General features: G+C 55.5%; 13 protein-coding genes and 1 pseudogene. 7 read left to right on the forward strand and 7 right to left on the reverse strand.

Features of this window, described 5'->3' with window-relative positions; translation table 11 throughout:
- Positions 1-329: 329 nt before the first annotated feature.
- A complete protein-coding gene (istB, locus tag NXF97_RS05780) occupies positions 330-1,013 on the reverse strand; it encodes an IS21-like element helper ATPase IstB (protein ID WP_274955444.1) in 684 nt (227 codons plus the stop codon).
- 183 nt (positions 1,014-1,196) lie between these two features.
- On the opposite strand from istB, the gene NXF97_RS05785 reads away from it, so the two are divergent.
- From NXF97_RS05785 to NXF97_RS05800, 4 genes are all read left to right on the forward strand, one after another.
- Complete coding sequence (locus NXF97_RS05785) at positions 1,197-3,050, forward strand: ATP-binding cassette domain-containing protein (RefSeq protein ID WP_274955445.1); 1,854 nt, start codon at positions 1,197-1,199, stop codon at positions 3,048-3,050.
- Positions 3,047-4,519: a cardiolipin synthase gene (cls, locus tag NXF97_RS05790; protein WP_274955446.1), complete on the forward strand. Its 1,473-nt coding sequence runs from the start codon at positions 3,047-3,049 to the stop codon at positions 4,517-4,519. The genes NXF97_RS05785 and cls overlap by 4 nt, the downstream gene beginning before the upstream one ends.
- Before the next feature lie 48 nt (positions 4,520-4,567).
- Positions 4,568-4,807, forward strand: coding sequence for a hypothetical protein (locus NXF97_RS05795; RefSeq protein WP_022373767.1), 240 nt, complete (start codon positions 4,568-4,570; stop codon positions 4,805-4,807).
- Between the two features lie 313 nt (positions 4,808-5,120).
- Positions 5,121-5,255: a hypothetical protein gene (locus NXF97_RS05800; protein ID WP_268874087.1), complete on the forward strand. Its 135-nt coding sequence runs from the start codon at positions 5,121-5,123 to the stop codon at positions 5,253-5,255.
- 183 nt (positions 5,256-5,438) lie between these two features.
- Here NXF97_RS05800 and NXF97_RS05805 read toward each other — a convergent pair whose 3' ends face one another.
- Both NXF97_RS05805 and NXF97_RS05810 read right to left on the reverse strand, forming a co-directional pair.
- Entirely contained in the window at positions 5,439-5,831 is a 393-nt protein-coding gene (locus NXF97_RS05805) for a nucleotide pyrophosphohydrolase (RefSeq protein ID WP_274955447.1), read from the reverse strand.
- 195 nt (positions 5,832-6,026) lie between these two features.
- The gene (locus tag NXF97_RS05810) at positions 6,027-8,186 is read right to left on the reverse strand and encodes a flavocytochrome c (protein WP_274955448.1); all 2,160 of its coding nucleotides are present in this window, start codon (positions 8,184-8,186) and stop codon (positions 6,027-6,029) included.
- Positions 8,187-8,397: 211 nt separating this feature from the next.
- On the opposite strand from NXF97_RS05810, the gene NXF97_RS05815 reads away from it, so the two are divergent.
- On the forward strand, positions 8,398-9,438 hold the full coding sequence (locus tag NXF97_RS05815) for a threonine aldolase family protein (RefSeq protein WP_274955449.1): 1,041 nt from the start codon (positions 8,398-8,400) through the stop codon (positions 9,436-9,438).
- A gap of 579 nt (positions 9,439-10,017) precedes the next feature.
- Here the strand turns inward: NXF97_RS05815 and NXF97_RS05820 are convergent.
- Together NXF97_RS05820 and NXF97_RS05825 are read right to left on the reverse strand one after the other, a co-directional pair.
- Entirely contained in the window at positions 10,018-12,033 is a 2,016-nt protein-coding gene (locus tag NXF97_RS05820) for a DNA/RNA helicase domain-containing protein (protein ID WP_274955450.1), read from the reverse strand.
- A complete protein-coding gene (locus NXF97_RS05825) occupies positions 12,030-12,413 on the reverse strand; it encodes a nucleotide pyrophosphohydrolase (RefSeq protein ID WP_274955451.1) in 384 nt (127 codons plus the stop codon). The genes NXF97_RS05820 and NXF97_RS05825 overlap by 4 nt, the downstream gene beginning before the upstream one ends.
- 804 nt (positions 12,414-13,217) lie before the next feature.
- Here NXF97_RS05825 and NXF97_RS05830 point away from each other — a divergent pair.
- Positions 13,218-16,973: an SNF2-related protein gene (locus tag NXF97_RS05830; protein ID WP_274955452.1), complete on the forward strand. Its 3,756-nt coding sequence runs from the start codon at positions 13,218-13,220 to the stop codon at positions 16,971-16,973.
- Positions 16,974-17,061: 88 nt separating this feature from the next.
- Here the strand turns inward: NXF97_RS05830 and NXF97_RS05835 are convergent, their stop codons facing one another.
- On the reverse strand, positions 17,062-17,814 hold the full coding sequence (locus NXF97_RS05835; RefSeq protein WP_274955453.1) for an ATP-binding protein: 753 nt from the start codon (positions 17,812-17,814) through the stop codon (positions 17,062-17,064).
- 315 nt (positions 17,815-18,129) lie between these two features.
- Positions 18,130-18,429, reverse strand: a pseudogene (locus tag NXF97_RS10790) (helix-turn-helix domain-containing protein); the annotation flags it as partial.
- A 227-nt stretch (positions 18,430-18,656) separates the two neighbouring features.
- Here NXF97_RS10790 and NXF97_RS05845 point away from each other — a divergent pair.
- Positions 18,657-19,760, forward strand: coding sequence for an amidohydrolase (locus NXF97_RS05845; protein ID WP_274955455.1), 1,104 nt, complete (start codon positions 18,657-18,659; stop codon positions 19,758-19,760).
- The last annotated feature ends 220 nt before the right edge of the window (positions 19,761-19,980 follow it).

The raw sequence follows: 19,980 nt of genomic DNA on the forward strand, positions 1-19,980 counted from the left end.
CCCCCCCGAAAGATTCAAAAAACGAAGGCATCACTCTGTTCTGAGGGACACCTGTTATGGAGCGTGAGGAATTGACACAGTTGGTGCGTTAACTGTGTCAGTTCTGACGGTAAACGGGCGTTAAAAGCTGATACGCACGTGCGCTTAAAAATGATGCAAAAGTGCGTTAATAGCAGATACAGAAGTGCGTTAAAAAATGATGCCGTCTGTCTGATAAAAAGAGACACAGCAGGTGCAGTAAAAACTAACGCTGTGGCGCGTCAGAAATTAACGCTCTTGAGCGTGGGCAGGCCGCCGCACCGGCCACAGCCGAGGCGGCGGCAAATTCGCTATTCAGTTGTCATTTTCTTGGCAAATGTGGCTTTGTCAGGATTGGCGGACAATCGCTCTTGCCTCATATGCCTCTGCCGGTAACTTTGGCCCTTAGAACATACGCGTATTGAGTGGTGCAAGAAGCGGTCAAGAATTGCGCCGCAGCAATCTTTGTCATTGCCCAAATACCTGGGCCAGTCAGTGACTGAGCGGTTGGTTGTGATGATGGTGCTCTTTTTTTCGTAGCGAGAGGAAATGAAGGCATAAAACAGGGCAGCGTAGCTGGGGTGATTTTCCATCAGCGGATAACCAAACTCATCCTCGATGATGAGATCGGCGCGGTTGATCAGTCTCAGGTAGTCGTCCACGGCCTTTTGTTGCCGCGCCTGCTCGAGCTCGGCCATCAGGTCATTTGCGCTGATAAATTTCACGCTGTAAGCTTTGTCGACGATGGCTTTTTTCCCAAGAGCTATGGCCAGATGGGTTTTCCCAAGCCCGGGCTGGCCGTAAAAAAGCACGTTCTCGTGCGAGGCGATCCAATCACACTTAGCCAAGGACAAGATCTCCGATTTATCGAGCTGAGAACAAGAGAAATCGAAAGATTCAATGCTGGCCTGTGACGGGAATTTAGCCATCCCCATATTCATCTCAATTTTGTGGGTTTCCCGGTAGAAACACTCCAAACGGAGAATGTGCAACACGGCCTGATCCGCGATATTTCGCTACGCGACTACCGGGGGCTCTCTCCGTATTTGTTAACAGGCTCTCGTTGCCCAAAATCGGGGGGGGGGGGACTAACTACCCACACATATGCCCGAAGAATCCGAAAAATGCTCATTTTTCGCTGTTATAGTGCGCACAACAGTTTCTCATGAAGACGCGTCATGTCGATTTTTTCACTGATGGATGCCCAGCTCGCCTGGGGTGATGCGGCGCTTTTGGATCACGCCGCCATGAGCCTTGAAGCCGGAGAGCGCGTGGGCCTCATCGGCCGCAACGGCACCGGGAAAAGCTCGCTTCTGCAGGTCATTGCCAAAAAAGAAAAGCTAGACGCAGGGGAGCTTCGTATGCAGGACAGCCTGCGCGCGGTGTACGTTGAACAGGAACCAGCGTTGCCTGCTGCCCCCACCTTCCGCGAAAGCCTCATTGCCCGCGGGGGACTGGACGCGATTGCCGACGACCGGGAAAAGTGGACCGCGTACGCGCGGCTTGATGAGTATCTTGAAAAGCTCTCGCTTCCCGGCGACGCCGATCCCCAAAAGGCCTCCGGGGGCGAAAAAAAGCGCGCGGCTTTAGCACTCGCGTTAAGCCTTAAGCCTGATCTGCTCTTACTTGACGAACCCACAAACCACCTGGACGTCGAAACGATTCTCACGCTTGAATCGATTCTGACGGGTGAATTTAAAAATTCGCGGTCTCTGATGGTGATCACCCACGACCGCGCGTTTTTGGACGACACCGTCACGCGCATCATTGAGTTGGACCGCGGGGTTCTCAGATCCTACCCGGGAAACTTTGCCGCCTACGAGGCCCGCAAGGAAGAAGAGCTTGCCGCGGAAGCTCTGGAGCGCGCCCGCTTTGACAAATTCCACGCCCAGGAAGAGGTGTGGATCCGCAAAGGGATTGAAGCCCGCAGGACGCGTAACGAAGGCCGTGTGAAGCGCCTCGAAGAACTGCGACGCCAGCGTGCCGCACGCCGTGAACGGATCGGGAGCATCAATCTCACGATTGACGCCGGTGAAAAAAGCGGCAAAGTCGTTGCGGAAGTCACAGACCTCACGAAAGCGTTCGGCAACCGCACCATTGTGAAGGGTCTTAACTTCAAGCTGATGAGAGGTGACAAGCTCGGGCTCTTGGGCCACAACGGCGCGGGAAAATCAACGCTTATCAAACTCCTTTTGGGGAAACTTGCGCCTGACAGCGGAACCGTGAAGCTCGGCAGCAACCTGCAGATTGCCTACTTCGATCAGCTGCGCGAACAGCTGGACGACACAAAGACCGTTGCGGAAACGATCAGCCCGGGAAGCGACTGGGTGGAAGTCGCGGGCGAACGCAAGCACATCATGAGTTACCTCGCGGACTTTCTCTTTTCGCCGCAGCGCGCAAACGTCCCTGTGGGTAACCTCTCCGGAGGCGAGCGCAACCGATTGCTGTTGGCTCGCCTTTTTGCGCTTCCTGCAAACCTTCTGGTGCTTGACGAACCCACCAACGACCTTGACATCGATTCGCTCGAACTGCTCGAAGAAACACTCGAAAATTACAAAGGCACGATTATTCTCGTGAGCCACGACCGGCGTTTTCTGGACGACGTCGTCACGCAGGTTTTGGCGCCCGTCAATTGGCCCGCGCCCGACGGCCGCTGGATGGAATTTATCGGGGGTTACGAGGACTGGGTGCAACAGAGGCCCGCGGTGGAAATGCCCGCGAAACCCTCTGAAAAGGTGAAAGCCCCGGCAGAGCGCCCCGTGAAGAACGCACCCCCGCAGCGCATCCGGATGAGCTTTAAGGAAACCAAGGAACTCGAGGAGCTCCCCGCCAAAATTGAGGCGCTAGAAACCGAACAAAGTGACCTGATGACCGCGATGTGCGCAGCAGACTACTTTAAGACGGACGTTGCAAAGCAAAAGGCGGATAAACAGAGAAGTGACGCGCTGCCCGCGCTCATTGAAGCCGCGTATGCCCGTTGGGAAGAGCTCACCGCCAAGTCGGAAGCCGCGGCGCAGAAGAAAACGGTATGACGGAGCTTCTTGCAAGCCTAAACACCGTCACCCTCTGGGGCACGGTTGCGGTTGTCATTCAGGCAGGACTCACCTTGGGCGTGGTACTTCGGGTGATTCTGACGCGCCATCCGCCGGCCTCTTCCCTGGCGTGGATTGTGCTTACGCTTGCGCTTCCCTACGTGGGCTTCATTCTCTATCTTCTCATCGGGGAAAAGCCCATCGGACGCTGGCGGGAATTCCGGATGCGCCAGGCGCTTTACCGCTGGGAAGCGGTGCTTTCGCAAAAGCCCGCAGCCTACGTGGGAGAACTCCCCGCGGGGCAGCGCCACAAGGGCCTTGTAAGGCTCGCGCAAAAGTTGGGCGACATTCCGATGAGCCGGGGATCCACGATTGAACTCATTGGTGACACAGACGCCGCCCTAAAGCGCATCATTTCTGACATCGATGCGGCGAAAACAAGCGTTTCGATGGAGTTTTACATCTGGAGCGCCGGGGGTCTTGCGGATGCCGTGGCTGAATCGCTGATTGCGGCCGCCGGGCGCGGTGTGGCGTGTAAGGTGTTGCTGGACGACATCGGCTCACACAGCTTTTTTAAGTCCGCCTGGCCCAAGCGCCTGCAGGCGGCGGGCGTACATGTGTTGTCAGCTTTGCCTGTGCGCTTTTTTGCGCCGACGCAGGGCCGGCTCGATCTGCGGCTGCACCGCAAGACCATTGTGATCGACAACCGCGTGGGCTACACGGGAAGTCTCAACATGGTCGACCCGGCGTTTTTCAACCAAAACGAGCACGTCGGCGAATGGATTGACGCGATGGCCAGAATCACCGGCGCTGCGGTCGCGGACCTCAACCTCGTCTTCAGTTTTGACTGGGCGCTGCAGCCCGATGACGCCGGACAGCAGTTTTCGTTTCTGCCGGTGCCTGCGGTGCCGCCGGAAGGCAATGCCCGTATTGTGGTGGTGCCCTCAGGGCCCACGGCGCCCGATGACGCCAACATGCGCGTGATCATCGAAGCGATTAACTGCGCACGCCGCAGTGTCCTCATTTCAACGCCCTACTTTGTGCCCAATGAAGCGATGGCCGTGGCGCTGCAAAACGCAGCGTGGCGGGGTGTGGATGTGCGGCTCTTGTTGCCCGCGAAAAACGACTCGCAGTTTGTGCAGTGGGCTTCGCATCGCTACTTTGAGGGCCTGATGGCGGCGGGCGTCAAGATCCTGCGGTTTAATGCGGGGTTGCTGCACACCAAAGCCATTACGGTCGATGACGACTTTGCGCTCTTCGGAACTGTGAACCTCGATAACCGGAGCCTGCATCTCAATTTCGAGATGATGCTTCTTGTGTTTGACCCCAAGTTCGTGGCGGATCTGGTGCGGTTGCTGAGAAGCTATGAAGCGCGGTGCTCGGAAGTCGATCCGGTGACCTGGCACAAGAGGCCTCTGAAAGACAGGTTGCTTGAGGGAATCTGTTATCTTCTGTCGCCGCTCCTCTGACCGGGCGCCGTGTTTCCGCCTTTCTGAAGCCGATTGGGTTCATTTGCCATGTCCGCAGAGACTTCTCACAATCCGGCTTATCTTCTCCGTACCCTGGTGCCCGCCGTCAAACGCGCTTCGGGACAATTCAAGGGCGTCCTCATCAATGGGATGCACGGAGCGGGGAAACACACACTGCTTGCCGCACTTTCTGACGCCCGCCCGTGTGTGTCGCTTCTCACCAACCGCGAGCGGCAGCTTGCCCAAGACGATCCGGAAGCTTTTCTCACGACGCCCCGGCTACCGTAAGCCGGTTGATGAGTCTCTAGCCGGACGTCTTGCGTTTTATGATCTATTTCCCGCTGAGTCTCTATAAAATCGTGGGGCAAGGGCTCGGGCAAAAGCCCTGGAAACCCACGGGAACTCTCACGCGCGGAACACTCCCCGCGATGACCGCAGGGGGACGTTTGGGAACGAATCTGGTTCGGATCGATGCCGGGACTTAATCCGCTCGTCCCTTGAACCGGAACTGAGAGATGCCGGCCTCAAAAATCCGGCAGCGTTTACTGTCTTTCTGCGGGTAATGGCGCGTCACACGACGGAGGCATTTGACAGCCAAACAATGCTTGCTGAAACCGGACTTGACTCTGATGAGCTCGGTGACCGGCTTAACCTCGCAGGCGCTCTCGGCATCCTTTACCTGCTTCCCTCTTTTTTCGGCGCCGTCGGCAAAACACTCGAACACCGGCCCAGGTAGCCGTCCGTGCAACAGAAACGCAGGACGCGCGCCTGACGGCGCCTTTCAGCGTTCTTAACGGCCTCCTGGTGAGGCGCGGCCCGGGGGCTGTTGTGTGCCTCTGCGGCAAAACACAAAAGCTTTCGGACAATGTAACGGCGCTTCCCGTCTGGGACCTCTGATGATGCTGTTTTAACCGGTGCGCTACCGGCTTTCAGACCGAGCTTTCTTTTTGAGTGCATCGTATTTCGCGGAGCTGCCCCAGCAATCTTTTACCGGATACTTGGCCGCATTCTTTGCCATCTTCGCGTTCACTGCCGCATCAAGGTCAATGCCGAGGCGGTCTGCGAGAAGCAACGCGTAGATAACGACGTCGCTTAACTCCTCTGTCATCGCGGCTTTCTTGGCACGCACCTCAGTGTCCGCACCGGACCACTGAAAGCATTCGAGAAGCTCCGCGGCTTCAAGGCTGATCGAAATTGCAAGGTCCTTGGGATTGTGAAACTGCTTCCAGTTGCGGTCATCGCGGAAAGCCAAAATGCGCTTCATCGTTTCGCCGCTGATAGCGGGCTTTTCGTACATGATCGTTTCGGACATTTGCGGGCTCCTGCTTCAAAAACTTGTAGTGCGGGAATCTTAACGGCACTGCCTTCTGAGAAATCAGAGACTGAAAACGTTTCCAGTGCAAAAAGGCACCGGTTCCCGTAAGAATCGGGGCCTCTGATCATCGGGCACGGCAGCGGAGAACCCGCGATCGTTGCGGAAGCCTCCTCTGCCGGCTACTCTGCTCTTTTACTTGATTCCGAGCGCAGACTTCGCCGCAATACGTCCGAACGTCAGCACGTCAGCCGTGGCGTTGCCACCCAAGCGGTTGGAACCATGGATACCGCCTGTGACTTCACCGGCAGCATAGAGCCCCGGGATGGGATTGCCGAGCACATCAACAACCTGCGCCTTGGTATTGATCTCCAGGCCGCCCATCGTGTGGTGAATCGAAGGAGCTCTGGGCGTTGCATAGAACGGGGCTTTCTCAATCTTCTGGTCGAAAAGCTTGCGCCCGAACTTCGTGTCGCTCTTTGCTTCAACCATCTTGTTGTACTCGGCTACGGTCTTTTCCAGGTTTTCCGCCGGCATTCCAAGCTGCTTTGCAAGCCCCGCAAGCGTATCGGACTTGTAGATACGCCCGAGCTTGACCAAGGTTTCCACATTTTCGTTAAAGGAATTGAATTCCTTCACGATCGACGCATCATTGATGTCGTAGCAGACTGCGCCGGGCTGCTTTTTAATAGCGGCCACGAATTCGTCACGACGGGCATCTTCCTTCACAAACCGTTCGCCGTTCTTGTTGACGTCAATCACATCGTCAAGCCCCGACATCTTGCGGGCACGTCCCTGCAGAGCACCGGTACCCGGCGTTGCAAGCGGATAAACCTGCACGTAGTTCATACCCGTGGTGTAGGCACCGATCTTGGTGGCCATCACAATGCCGTCACCGGTGGCTCCCGGCTGATTTGTTGAAACCATATCAGCGGTAAGCTGCGGAGCCGAGCGCTGCCGAAGCACTTTATTCTGACTGTAGCCGCCGGTTGCAAGAATCACACCGTACTTTGCGTTAAAGGCATAGTTGTTGCCGACTTTGTCACTTGCCCGGACACCGACCACACGGCCGTTTTTCACGATCAGGGACTCTGCTTTCATGCCCGTCACGATCTTGGTGCCTTCCTTGACCGCTGCCTTATAAAGCGGCTCTACAAGACCGGTACCCGCAGGAGCATCCACCTGATGCGTTCTCTGCCAAAGAGCACCTGCACCCTGACTCACGCGGTCAAGCACGGGAGTACCGAGCTTTTGCATCCAGTGCAGCGTATCAAGCGTGTTGGCGGCATAGGTCCGGATAAGCGGAATATGGCCCACTTTGTCGCCGCCGTTATAGGTCTGCAAAGCATGCCATTCCGGGCAGTCAAAGAGTGTCTTTGAGCCCGAAGCCAGATAAGCCTCGTACTTTGCCTTCACATCAGCCATGAGCTTACGATGCTCTTCACTTACGGGCTTTTCGCTGATGGCCTTAACAACAGCATCTTTCAGCGTGTCGGTCATCGGCAGGAGCTTTTGCCGTTCGGGATCGGCCGTATTGAAAGCACTGGCGCAGCGCAGCGTGTTTCCCCCGATAACCGGCATCTTTTCAAGCACGATGACGCGGTACTTTCCTGCCTGTCCGGCCGTCACGGCGGCCGACAAACCCGCGCCGCCCGCACCCACAATCACAAGGTCATAACTTTCGGAACGGGTTCCTTTGAACTTCTTGATCTTCTGAGGCACCGGTTTTTGCAGAGCCGCCAGATTCACGCCGCTTTGTGTGAGAGCCGCGCCTACTGCCTGCTTAAAGGCTACGCTTGTGACGGTTGCTCCGGAGACGGCATCAACATTCAGTGTCTGATACCTGACGATATCGTCTGAGATGGACTTGATGGCCATACCGCCCATGAACGGTGTTTCCTGATTGGCCGGAACCTTGATGGACTTAATCTTGTCTTTTGTTACCGTGACCTCAACATTAAGATAACCATTGTTGCCGTAAGCCTGACTCTTGTAAGTACCGGGCTTAAATTTCGCTTTCAGAGACTTACCTGTCGCCTTGGCAAGCGCGACTTCCACAGCCTGTTCAATCGCCTTTGATGTCACCGATGCCCCGGTGACAGCCGCCACATCTGCCTTATTGCTTTTGACAATTGCGGCCGGGATCTTTTCCACAGCAACCGATCCGATACCGACCGTCTCGGAATGCTTCAGCACCTTGACGGTCTTCACTGCGCCCTTTTCGATCGTCACCTCTACGGTCATGGGTCCGTTATGTCCGGAAACTGTTTCCTTGTAGACCTGAGCCGTGACTGTTGTTGTCCCTAACGCTGCAACAGCGAGAGTTGCTGCTAAAACAATCGGTCGTATTGCCATGGCGGATTCTCCTCTGAAAGGCCTGTGAAAATTCGAATTTATCCTGTATTAACCCAGGCATCAAGGAATTCTCTTGTTTTCCGTCAAAGGGAAGCAGCACCCGTGCGTTCCAATACTGAGAGCGTCATTTACCGTCGCTAAATATTTGGAGACACAGTCCTTCCTGCGTCATAATTAGAAAATTGCACATTTTCTTTGAGAGGACTTCTGCATGCATCAGTTTCAGTGCGACTACATTGCCGGTTGCCACCCCGCTGTTTTAAAAGCGCTGTGCGAAACAAATCTCGAAGAAGTCCCTGGGTACGGTGAGGACGTATTCTGCAAAGAAGCTTCAGACATGATCCGCGCCGCGTGCGGCGGCATTGATGCGGACGTACATTTTCTTTCAGGCGGCACGCAGACCAATCTCACGCTGATCGCTGCAGCTCTGCGCCCCCACCAGGGAGTGGTATCTGCTTCAAGCGGTCACATCGAAGCGCACGAAACAGGCGCGATCGAATCGACCGGGCACAAAGTAATGACCGTTCCGGCAGTGGACGGCAAGGTAACGGCCGATGCACTGCGGCGCCTGTGCGCGGATTACTTCGAAAACGAAGAGAAGGTGCTCTTAGTGCAGCCGGGACTCCTCTACATCTCTTTTCCGACGGAAACCGGCACGATTTACAGCCTCGCTGAACTCGAAGAACTCGCAGCGGTCTGCCGCGAGTACGGGCTCTTCTTTTACATTGACGGCGCACGTCTCGCGTACGGTCTTGCGGCAAGTCCTGATGTGACCTTAAAAGACATTGCGCGTTTGGCCGATGCGTTTTACTTAGGCGGCACCAAGTGCGGAACGCTTGCGTGTGAAGCGCTCGTGATCAAGAACCCTGCGTTAAAGCGCGACTTTCCTGCGCTGATGCGTCAGCGCGGAGCTCTGCTTGCGAAGGGCCGTTTGGGCGGAGTGCAGTTTGCCGCCTTGATGAAGGACGGCCTTTATTTTGAGATTGGAAAGCAAGCGGTTGAGGGCGCCATGCAGCTTCGCAAAGCGTTTATTGAGGCCGGGTGCGAGATGGAAGGCAGCTCCCCCACGAATCAGCAGTTTGTGCGGATTACGAAAGCGCAGGCTGACGTGCTTTCGAAGAAGTATCGCTACGAGCTTTGCGGGAAGACACAGGACGGGCGGCTTATCGTGCGCTTCTGTACGGCGTGGTCGACAAAGCCGGAAGTGCTTGAAGAACTGATTGCGGATGTCGGAACACTGCGACGAGCGTAACGTTCCGACTTCAGCAAAAGAAAAAACATCGGTAGGTTTCAAGCCTATCGATGTTTTTTTATTCCGTATGTGTTACCAGAGGACGGATTCAATCTTGACTTTAGTGGATTTCAGCACGTCCGGAGACGTCTTCCCGCTGAGTCTATGACTGTAAGATTTCAAGTTGGATTTGATATGAACTTTCGCAAAAAATCCATGAATTTCTGCAACTCCGTTAGTTTCGAAAGCAGGTCTACTTCCCAGGCAACAACATCATTGATTTCACAATGAAATCTGAGGCGGTTGAAATCTTACAGTAATAAACTCAGCTACTGAAACTAAAGTCCGTGACCAAAGAAGCACAGCCGATGCGGTGTTGAAATCTTACAGTAATAAACTCAGCTACTGAAACCACGTAAAAATGGCAAACCAGCGGCTTTTTGAGCCGATTTCGAACTATTTTGCCTGACGAAAAATCGGCGTGCATGGTTTGAGCCGGGGCCATTTCAAAATGGCCCGGCTGATAAATGAAACAGCATCAAAAATGCAACAGCCGCCCCGGTGACGGAGCGGCCTGAGGACTTCAGAAGCCCTTTTCCGTCACTCAGAAACCTTGAGGTTCTGTGCTTTTGCGAGCTCTGCTTTCAGGTACGCCGCAAGGTTGGGATCACAGCAGTAAACCCGTGCACCCCTCACACCGCGTGAAAGAAGCACCCGGTAGCAGCGGCAAACATACGGCAGGAGGTTCTTTGCACGCTCCGCAGGCGTTTTCCCCAAGCCGTTTTTACCGCCCGTATCGAAGTAATTTTTAAGATCGGCGTAAAGGATCTTTTTCTCCGGATCGTACCTGAGATCTTTGCCGATAAAAACACCCACCCAGTCAAACTCAAGGCCTTGACTTGTGTGCACACAGCCCACTTCGTTGCGTTCCTTCGTATCCGGATCCACGGCCCACTTGTAGCTTGACGCACGGTTATTCCAAGGCAGTTTCACGCTGCCCAAATCCACGTCCGCTACTTCTCCGTGAGAATTATCCTCTTTAGTCCAGGGCCAGGCGTAACCGGCCAGAAGTCTTGCACCGGAAATAATGCTCTGGCCCGCGATCGGCGCCTCATCATCCGCTGCTTTGTTCTTGGCGTTTACAAACGCAATAACTTCTTCCGGCGTATCAACCACGTCAAAGTCAAAGCTCTCCTTATCCCACCCTTGCGCATTCCCGGCGGTGTCGGCGTCCGCAAGTCCCAGCACCACGGCAAGCCAATTAAGAAACCCCTCAGCGCCGCGGCAGCGAAACTGCGCCGCGAGATCCACGCGAGAAATTTTGGCGCTGTACTTTTGCGCGGCCTTTTCAATCGACGCTACGGATCCGATATCGTTGGGCCTTAAAGCCTGATTGTCGTCAACGAAAAAGACTGAAACACAGGCAGCCTGAATGATGTCCTCGATCTGATTGGTCCCGCGGTACATGTTCTGATACGAGTGCAGGCGGTGCGATTCATCACAAAGCAGGCAGTGGTAATAATTTTCGGTAAAGCCGTTTACCTTCGGATCTGCGGGGGAAGGTGTGAAAAAGCCCATGCTGCCGCAAAAGAGGTTCTTTGCGAGCGCATTGCGCCTCGCCTTCTCCTTTTTATTGGTGCATCCGCTGGTCAGCATTTCAACCATGGCAATACGAAAGGATGAGGTCGGCGAGACAAAACGTACATTGCGGCGCTTTTCGTTGTTGCGGAACTCTCTCAATATCGCAACGAGCGCACTCATCGCCACAACGCTTTTGCCGGTTCCGGGGCCGCCCGCAATAATGACGCAGTGCTTGTCGTTGACGGGCGTTGTACGCACCGCGTCCATCACGGTTTCGTAAGCGAGTTTCTGCTCATCAATAAGCGTAAAGGAGCGGGGACTCACCTCATCAAACATGCCGCTTACCGCGTCCACAAGGCCCTTACCCGGGACGATTTTGCCGTCGGCCAGAAGCTCCATGATCGCTTCGCCGTCACCGCGCCCCACGTACTGCGAAACGAAGTCGCCGAGCTCCCTGCGGTCATACTGGCCGAAAAGCGGTGTGTCACGCACAAGTTCATGATTGGGGTCGGCCGCCAAGGGATCAACCTCAAAGCCTTTGTACGGGTAATTGTGCATGTATGCGCAGGCATGCGCCTGCAGGTGGTGTTCCTCAACCGTATTGAGCATATTTTCGAGAAAAACCTTGTAAGACCACGCCTGATAACACGGATGGTTCGTTTCTTCGTTGCGGCTGCCCGCTACGTTGGCAACCACAATGCCTGGTTTTTCCCGTACCACATCCGCCCACGACCACTGTTTGAGTTCAATGATGACGAAGTTGGGATCGCCCTTCACATCGTGTCCTGTCACGATGAAGTCCACCCGCCGGCTTGTCGAAGGCAGCCGGTATTCAATAAGCACGCCGCAGTCACACGAGACCTTGGCGCCTTTAAGCATGCTTTCCATGAAAACCAGCGAGTTTTCCCAGGCACGGTACTGTGCCGAACCGCGCGAGGAGGACTCATGACCGGCGCCTGCGAGCATGTCGGCGACAATGCCTGCGGCCTGATCTTCATAAAATTCAGCGAGAGTTTTCTGATAAACGATCGTCATGAGCGAACGGCCTTTTTGAGTTCGTTGTATTTGGCGGAAGACCCGTAGCTTTCTTTGACGGGATACTTTGCATCGTTGACGGCAATCTTTTCCCGTACGGCGGCGTCAATGTCGATACCGAGACGGTCCGCAAGGAGCAGTGCGTAGATGACAACGTCGCTTAACTCCTCCTTCATCACTTCTTTCTTTGCTCTGACCTCAGTATCGGCTCCAGACCACTGAAAGCATTCGAGAAGCTCGGCGGCTTCAAGGCTCACGGAGATCGCGAGGTCCTTGGGTTTGTGAAACTGCTTCCAGTTGCGGTCATCACGAAACGCAAGAATGCGTTTCAACGTATCGGCACTGATGACCGGTTTTTCTGACACACGGGACTCTGTCATGAATGACGCTCCGGGAACAAAGACTGACAGATCAATCTTAGCGACACAGTCCTTTTCATGCGGGACCTATTTTCCCGCCCGCCGATCATCACGCGGCCGACCTGCACTCAGACCTTAACTCGGGCAGCATTTCCGGTGAATGTCAAGTGAGCTTTCGCCGATTTTGTTCTTAAAAAGTTGCTTCGGCAACTCTCCCGACTCGGGCAATAAACAGTTTTATCCGCTCCTGCACCGGGCAAACGTATCCTTTCGAGCTTCTGAAGCGAAAGGCTCAGCCCAGACATTATCCTTAGAAGGGCGCACCGGAAAAGGAAAGCCGACCGCTTGCGTAAAGCTGCCGGTAAAGATCTGAAAAGCATCCGCAGAGGGAAGCCCCAGACGCCGCGATATCTCTGACAAAACCTCTTCTTCGTCCAGCCGAACCACCATCATCCATTACGACCTCTGGCGGAACTCGGCCGTCGAAAATCAGGACACGGATCGCGCCTACCGTATCGGGCAAAGGTCGTCCGTGAGCATCTACCCTTTGCCGGCCGCCGAAATCCGCACCGCCAATCAGACGTAACAAGGTTTTCATCCTGAAGAATACGGTCTGCTGTGTTGGTTATGTTGGCTGAAACGCCACCGATGTGTCGGGAAAGTTTCTCTTCTTACCGCAAACGAGTCTGTCCGCCCCGTCTGCCGTGCACATGGTTTTTATTCCCGTGCATCCCACCGTCCCCTTACAATACCCCCGACTTTCCCTTTCTCTTGCACAGCCTTTCCCCGTGCAGCCCTCTTCTTTCGACAACCGGTTTCCGACTCATGGCACGCACCGAATACGGCACCACTTGGTGGGGCGAGCAGTGGCTCAACGCCCTCACGCACATCGACTACGCCAACCGCATCCCCCGCGGCAAAACCTGCGCCAACACCGGCAAAGTCAAATCCTTCCGGCTTGACTTTGAACAGCACGCCGTCAAGGCGCGCGTTATCGGGCACTATGATCCGTTTTATACGGTAACTCTGAAGCTCCCCGAAATCTCCCGCGAGCAGCGCGAAAAGCTGCTTGATGCCGTCGCGTCCTCGCCCCTCATTCTTGCCAAGCTCTCTGCGCGCGAACTGTCACCCGACATCCTCCCCTTATGCGAAAAGATCGGGATCCGCCTGTTTCCCGCGAGCTGGCGGGACATGGACATGCAGTGCTCGTGCCCGGACAGCGCGGTGCCCTGCAAACACATCGCGGCGGTCATTTACAAGATGAGCCAGGAGATCGATGCCAATCCCTTCATTCTCTTTGCGCTGCGCGGCATTGACCTCACAAAAGAACTGGCGTTAAGAGGCGTAGAAATCGAGCGGGCACTCAATTCGGAACTACCCGCCTGGCGCGATATTCTCAAGCGCGCCGATCCGTCCGATGCGGCCGGCACGTTTGATGCGTCGGTGATGCAGGACAGCAACATCACCGATCTTTACATCGATGACGACAACACGTGGTCCGCCCCCACCGAAGCCGAAACCAAGGAAGACTGGTTGAGAAGCCTCTCGGCACTGACCTTTAAGACGCCCGCGTTTGAACCGGACGCGCAGCTCGCGCTCCTCTCAGAAAAGCCCGCGGGCTACGTGGGCGGAAACTTGCGGGAAACGGTGAGAAAAGTGCTCACGGCAGCGGCCAAGGTTGCCAAAGCGCAACTCACAAAACTCTCGGAGCACACTCCGCCCGTTTTCGTGTCCGACGAAGAGCACCCCGCAGCACTGATTTCGGTCAATACCTGGGGCGCGGTGCGAACCTCCGAAACCCTTTACTGGCAGGAATTTGACCACGAAAGCGGGAAACTTGTGTCCTGCCGCGTCGGTGACATGCGCCCGGACGGAAGCCCCGTGCGCGTGCACGAGATGTTCTCGGGCTTTTTAAACGCGAAGAAACTTGACAGCGAAGCCGAGGAAATCGAAGCCTTCTACGACGCCTGGGTGCTGGCGGCAAAACTCATGATGGTTCAGGCTGCGATGCCGCAGATTTATGAGCCCGCCGAAGGCTGCTTTGCGGTGCGCTGGATTCCCGCGACCACGTCCCCTGAAATCCGGGAGCTCACCCGGGAACTCGGTGCGCTTTTTCTGCGGGTGGACAAACCCTGGCTTGAGATCCTCGGGCGCCCGGACGCGATGAGTGCGGTCACCATGGGCGAAATTGTTCTGGGGATCTTCATCGACAGCTTCGTGCGCGCGGGCTTTGAAAAGGTTCGCGGCGAGACGCTGCTGCCCGACAACACGGCGCTATTTGCCGCGGACTACACCGATACGCTCGAAAACCCCGAAAACACGGCGCTGCGCCTGCGGCTTTCCGAGTGGTTGAGCCCCCTGGCGCAAAGCACGGCCTCTGTTGCCGTGCACTTAAAACCCGTTCTCACGGTGCGCGATCCCTGGCACGGAAGCGAAGCGCACGACACTGATAAGGCCGCTGAAGAGCCCCTCACGGTTGAGCTCGGGTTTTTGTCGATGGACGCAAACGCCAGCGGAGGCGCGGTAGGCGCGGGTTATGCCACTTTGAAGCGCATTTTGTCCGACCCCGCCTTTAAGCCGGTCCGCTTTGACGCGATGCGCACGGCCGCAAGGTTAAGCAACCACTGTGCGGAACTCACCGACCTTCTGCGAAAGGGCTCGGAGACGACGCTTGTGACGATGCAGGAATTGACGCCCCTTCTCTTTAAAGCGATTCCGCAGTTAAGGCTTCTGGGCGTCAAGGTGATTCTTCCGAAGAGCCTCAGAAAGCTTCTCGCACCTCAGGCCACGATGCAGATTGACCTTGCGGAAAACTGGGATGTGTCGCAGGGCTTTATGGGCCTTATGGACCTGCTGGATTTTGACTGGAAGGTGGCGGTGGGCGGCGAAGCGATTTCGCGCGAAGAACTCAAAGCGCTTTCAGCCATGGCCGGACGCGTCGTACGCTTTCACGACAGCTTTATGTTTGTGGATGAAAAGGAACTTACCCGCATCCGCAACCGCATCGAGGCGCAAAAGCAGGGCCTCACCAAAATGGCGATTCTGCGCGCAGCGCTCACGGGCGACATGGATTCAAGCCCGGTTCAGCTCACCGAGGCCGTGCGCACGGCGCTTCAGAGGCTGCTTAAAGAAACCGACACACCCATTCCCGCAACCGTCAAAGCAACACTCAGGCCCTATCAGGAACGGGGCTACCGCTGGATGATGCGCAATGTCCGTATCGGGATCGGTTCGATCCTTGCTGACGACATGGGGCTCGGAAAAACGCTGCAGGTGATTACGCTTCTTGAAGGTTTACGCACCCGCAGGGAATTGAAAGGCAAACCCGCGCTCATTGTGGTGCCGACGTCACTTATCACCAACTGGCAGAGAGAAACCGCGCGCTTTGCGCCGAAACTTAAACTGCACGTCTACTACGGCCAGGGCCGGGCGCTGCCCGGTGAAAAAGAGACGGTGCACGCAGTGCTCACGACCTACGGCACGCTCAGGTCTTCCGTCAACACGCTTGCGGAGCGCGCCTGGCGGCTTCTCATTTTGGATGAAGCCCAGGCCGTCAAAAACTACCGCACCTCCACTTTTAAGAGCGTGCGTACCGTCAAGGCTGACGGGGTCGTTGCGATGAGCGGCACGCCCGTGGAAAACCGGCTCATGGAATACTGGTCCATCATGGAAGCCACCAACCCAGGGCTTCTCGGCTCCGCAACGGGCTTTAAGAACACCTTCGCGCAGCCCATCGAAATCGAGCACGATGAAGAAACGGCCGAGCAGTTTAAGCGCGTCACGGCGCCCTTTATTCTGCGAAGGCTCAAAACCGACAAGGCGATTGCGCCTGAGCTGCCGCAAAAGATTTCGACCGATGAATACTGCACGCTCACCAAAGAGCAGGCGCTTCTTTACGACAAGGTCGTTAAAAAGTCGCTTGAACAGATTAACGACGGCATGAGTCCCATGGAGCGCCGTGCGATGGTTCTCACGCTCATGATGAAGCTTAAGCAGATCTGCAATGCCCCCGCGCAGTACGCTAAGGACGGCTCTTACGCTTCCGCGGAGTATTCCGGCAAGATGCAGCGGCTTTTCGGAATTCTCGAGGATCTCGAAGCCGCAGGGCGCAAGGTACTGATCTTCACGCAGTTTCGGGAGATGGGGAAACTGCTGCAGAAGTGGATCGGCGAGAAGTCAGGCAGCACGCCGAAATTTATTCACGGGGGTGTGGCCCAGAAAGAGCGCCAGGCAATTGTCGACAGCTTTCAGACTAACCGCAGCGACAAGGTGCTTATCCTGTCGCTCAAAGCCGCAGGCACCGGGCTTAATCTCACCGCGGCCACCGCGATCATCCATTACGACCTCTGGTGGAACCCGGCCGTGGAAAACCAGGCCACGGACCGTGCCTACCGTATCGGGCAGAAGTCTTCCGTGAACGTCTACCGCTTTATTTCCGCCGAGACCTTTGAGGAAAAGATCAACACGATGATTGAATCCAAGAAGGCCCTGGCAGAGATGACGGTTGAGACCGGCGAAAACTGGATCGGAGATCTCTCCAAGAACGAACTACAGGAAATCTTTACGCTACAGACGCACTGATCCTCAACCTTCAGTCCGGTATGTTTCCGGTGGGAAAGCTGACGGGATTCATCTCCGTCATCCCCCACCGACAGACTGTCGCATGTACTTAAGCCAAGCCAGTCGGGCGATAGGCCTTCGTTGGTCCTGAACCAACAGACACCAGCAGCCCGCGCTGCACCATGGCGTTAAGCAGCAGTGTCGCCGTACTCTGCGAAACGCCCAACAAATCCTGCGCCTCCGCGCGGGTTATCTGAGGCTGTTGACGGCAGCGCTGCAGAACCTTCTGCATCCGCTCTCTTGCCCGTTCGGAGAGATCTTCAAGCGAAACTGCGGGCACAACTTGCTGCGGCTGCTCCCGGATAACCGCTCGTCCGCTTACACCCCCCAAACCGCCGTTCACATTGGGCAGAGTCAGCATAAAACTGAAGCGCGTGACGGAAATTTCCGGTTTCTTCCCTGTGCCGGCATAGGATGAAAGCATTCTGCTGTAACCGGACCCGTAGCCTTCCAGCAGTCCCAGGCGGTAAAACACGGCTGCCAGCTTTTCGTTGCGTTGCTCAGATACCCCTCTGAGAACTTCATCTATTGTGAAGTTCGGCAGCAATCCGCCCTGATTCAGAATTTCCAGTCTGTCAGCGAAAATACTCATCAGAATCGGCCCGGTACTTGCGTACTCCCGGTGCACAACAGCATTCGTGAGTCCTTCTCTGACGGCCATCATCGGATAGTCCGGTATATCGATTCTTTTCGCGCCCTGAAAAACAGAACGCTTTGACTGGTGTTTCTCCAAAAAAGCCAAGGCTTTGTCAAACTGCTCCAAAACGGAGCCTTCAAATTCGGCTCTGTCACGAAAAATCATCTTGTCGGTTCCCTGAAAAACCGCGGCTTTCAGGGAATACGGACACTGATCGGATAAAAGCAGCGCAAGATTTGTGTAAAGCCCGTTTTTATTAACCAGACCGAGCGTTTTTTTCTGCTGATCCCCGAAGGCAACCGCGGCCTGAGCAAAGTATCTCGATGTGTAATCAAAGGAGAGCTCCTGCTCAAAGGAAACCTCTTTCTCAAAAACTCTTCCTGCGGTTTCCATCAGCATTTCCCTGATCGCATTGACGCCTGCCGGAACAGTTGACGGTCCCTGCCTGACAAAGACACCTTCCGGACGCAGTCCCTTGCCCCTGAGAAAGTAAGGTCTCTGACTTCCTTGTTTGACCTCAACGACAACAACATCTTTGCCGTCAATTTCTTCACCGCGGCAATTGACGCACGCCATCACGTCCGGCGTGATCGAATCCCGCAGTGCATTCTGAATCTGAAGAACGGCACCGTCAGGATCCGAGACTCCGCAGGCAGTCCCGTCATCCTCGATACCGACATACAGATATCCTCCTTGCGTGTTGGCAAACGCGATAACCGTTGCCTTGATGTCATCGACATAATGCCGCCTAAATTCAGTATTCAGATCTTCCCGACGCATATCAGTACCAAGCTTCAAATCCAAAGGAGCAACTTCCGGAGCTTCCGTCAGACCAACAATATAATCACGATCTAATCACAACATTATGATTAGATAATCACAATATATTTATTGCATTATATCAACATACAAAACTGTTTAATACAAGTATTTAAATATCATGTGATGAGATAACAATTAGATATATGATTAGATAAACATAACGGCAGTCATAAGCAGCTGCCGTCATGGGCCGCAATCCGGCTCTTGTTGAAGCCGCCCAAAAGCGGGCCGCCTCGCACGGCGTACCGGAAGACTTCATCGCGTCACTTAAAGGCTACACGGGCGCAATGGCCGTTTGTGAGACGGGACGTCCGGGGCCGGTTACGGCGCTGCGCTTTGACATCGATTCGCTGCCCATTGAAGAGACCGAAGCTCCCGAACACGAAGCCAACCAGGGACACTACCGCTCCGAATACAAGGGTTTTTCGCACGCCTGCGGCCACGACAGCCACACGGCTGTCGGCCTGGCGCTTGCGCGCTGGATTTCCGAAAACCGCGATCAGCTCAAAGGAACCGTGAAGATTCTCTTTCAGCCTGCGGAAGAAGGCGTAAGAGGGGCCGCAGCGATGGCAGCCAAGGGCATCGTCGATGATGTCGACTGGTTTGCGGGCGGCCATATCGGGTGCTCCGCTCCCTTGGGTGAAGTCGGCGTATCGCACTTCGGGTACCTTGCCACCACCAAGTTTGATCTGGAACTCTTCGGTACGGCGGCTGCGGCCGGCTCTCCGGAAAAAGGTAAAAGCGCTCTCATGTGCGCCGCGGCCCTTTGCATGTCGCTCGGCAGTCTCCCCGGTCACAGCCAGGGCATCACGCGCGTTCAGATCGGAAAGCTCATCTCCGGCACGGGCCGCAACATTGTGGCCGATCACGCCTACATGCAGCTTGAAGTGCGCGGTGAAACAACAGAAATCAACGACTACATGGCCAAAAACGTTGAGCAGACAGTCGCCGGGCTTGCCCAGGTCTACGGCGTCAGAGCCCAACTCACCCGGATGGGCGAAGCCGTGACGTATAAGGGCGACGAGGAAGCGGTGGAACTTCTGAAAGCCTGCGCTGCGGAAGTTCCGGGCGTGAAGTCCGTTGTCGACATGAACGCCAAGATCGGCAGCGAAGACTGCACGATGCTCATCCGCCGCGTGCAGGAGCACGGCGGCAAAGCCGCGTTCTGCTACTACGGCTGCAACCATCACGGGCATCACCGTTCTGACTTCTGCATTCAGGACGAAGTATCGCTTCCCATCGGCTGGGGCGTCTTTGCGCGCTTCATCAACCGCATCAACGGCATTTAACCGATCCGGACAGGCACGGGTTTAACGCCGTGCCTGTCAATCCCCCATTTACTTCCCCGGGCGCTTTCGGGAACTGCTTCACGGTTTGCGCTTTTTATCGGTCAGGCCTGCGTCAGTTGAGGCTCAGACTGCATATACTCTCATCAGCATCGGCAGCCGCCTGTTTTTAAGGCGACAACCTCTACCACACCAGCAAAAAAACCATCCGCCGGCGTCCGCC

The sequence above is a fragment of the Duodenibacillus massiliensis genome (genome assembly GCF_928721995.1).
GTDB lineage: Bacteria > Pseudomonadota > Gammaproteobacteria > Burkholderiales > Burkholderiaceae_F > Duodenibacillus > Duodenibacillus massiliensis.

Excerpts from the sequence above, each read along its gene's own strand:
- cls (WP_274955446.1), top strand. The coding sequence starts at position 3,047 with ATGACGGAGCTTCTTGCAAGCCTAAACACCGTCACCCTCTGGGGCACG.
- NXF97_RS05810 (WP_274955448.1), bottom strand. The coding sequence starts at position 8,186 with ATGGCAATACGACCGATTGTTTTAGCAGCAACTCTCGCTGTTGCAGCG.
- NXF97_RS05835 (WP_274955453.1), bottom strand. The coding sequence starts at position 17,814 with ATGATTTTTCGTGACAGAGCCGAATTTGAAGGCTCCGTTTTGGAGCAG.
- NXF97_RS05800 (WP_268874087.1), top strand. The coding sequence starts at position 5,121 with ATGCTTGCTGAAACCGGACTTGACTCTGATGAGCTCGGTGACCGGCTT.
- NXF97_RS05805 (WP_274955447.1), bottom strand. The coding sequence starts at position 5,831 with ATGTCCGAAACGATCATGTACGAAAAGCCCGCTATCAGCGGCGAAACG.
- NXF97_RS05815 (WP_274955449.1), top strand. The coding sequence starts at position 8,398 with ATGCATCAGTTTCAGTGCGACTACATTGCCGGTTGCCACCCCGCTGTT.
- NXF97_RS05785 (WP_274955445.1), top strand. The coding sequence starts at position 1,197 with ATGTCGATTTTTTCACTGATGGATGCCCAGCTCGCCTGGGGTGATGCG.
- NXF97_RS05820 (WP_274955450.1), bottom strand. The coding sequence starts at position 12,033 with ATGACGATCGTTTATCAGAAAACTCTCGCTGAATTTTATGAAGATCAG.
- NXF97_RS05825 (WP_274955451.1), bottom strand. The coding sequence starts at position 12,413 with ATGACAGAGTCCCGTGTGTCAGAAAAACCGGTCATCAGTGCCGATACG.
- NXF97_RS05845 (WP_274955455.1), top strand. The coding sequence starts at position 18,657 with ATGGGCCGCAATCCGGCTCTTGTTGAAGCCGCCCAAAAGCGGGCCGCC.
- NXF97_RS05795 (WP_022373767.1), top strand. The coding sequence starts at position 4,568 with ATGTCCGCAGAGACTTCTCACAATCCGGCTTATCTTCTCCGTACCCTG.
- NXF97_RS05830 (WP_274955452.1), top strand. The coding sequence starts at position 13,218 with ATGGCACGCACCGAATACGGCACCACTTGGTGGGGCGAGCAGTGGCTC.